This is a genomic window from Corallococcus sp. CA041A, from assembly GCF_003612075.1.
Classification (GTDB): Bacteria; Myxococcota; Myxococcia; order Myxococcales; family Myxococcaceae; genus Corallococcus; species Corallococcus exiguus.
This window is the reverse complement of sequence record NZ_RAWF01000704.1, coordinates 1-421: the sequence shown is the minus strand read 5'-3', so window position 1 is coordinate 421 and position 421 is coordinate 1. Positions and strand designations below refer to the sequence as shown.

1 protein-coding gene is annotated in these 421 nt (G+C 65.8%); it reads right to left on the bottom strand.

Annotated features, from left to right (window positions below):
* Positions 1–421: hypothetical protein (locus D7V77_RS45450; protein WP_233597595.1), on the bottom strand; the 421-nt coding region annotated here is incomplete at both ends.

The window sequence follows — 421 nt, the reverse complement described above, 5'->3', positions numbered from 1 at the left end:
GTACCGCGCCCAGGGCTGACCATCGTACCAGTAGGCGCCTTCGACGGATCCGTTTCCGCCGACCCACCAGAGCTCCATGCTGCCCGGGATGCGCGAAACCGCTGCGATATCACTGCTCGTGGATGCGCTGCCGGGACCTGCGATCTGGTACCGCGCCCAGGGCTGGCCATCGTACCAGTAGGCGCCTTCGACGGATCCGTTTCCGCCGACCCACCAGAGCTCCATGCTGCCCGGAATGCGCGAAACCGCTGCGATACCACTGCTCGTGGATACGCTGCCGGGACCTGCGATCTGGTACCGCGCCCAGGGCTGACCATCGTACCAGTAGGCGCCTTCGACGGATCCGTTTCCGCCGACCCACCAGAGCTCCATGCTGCCCGGGATGCGCGAAACCGCTGCGATATCACTGCTCGTGGATGCG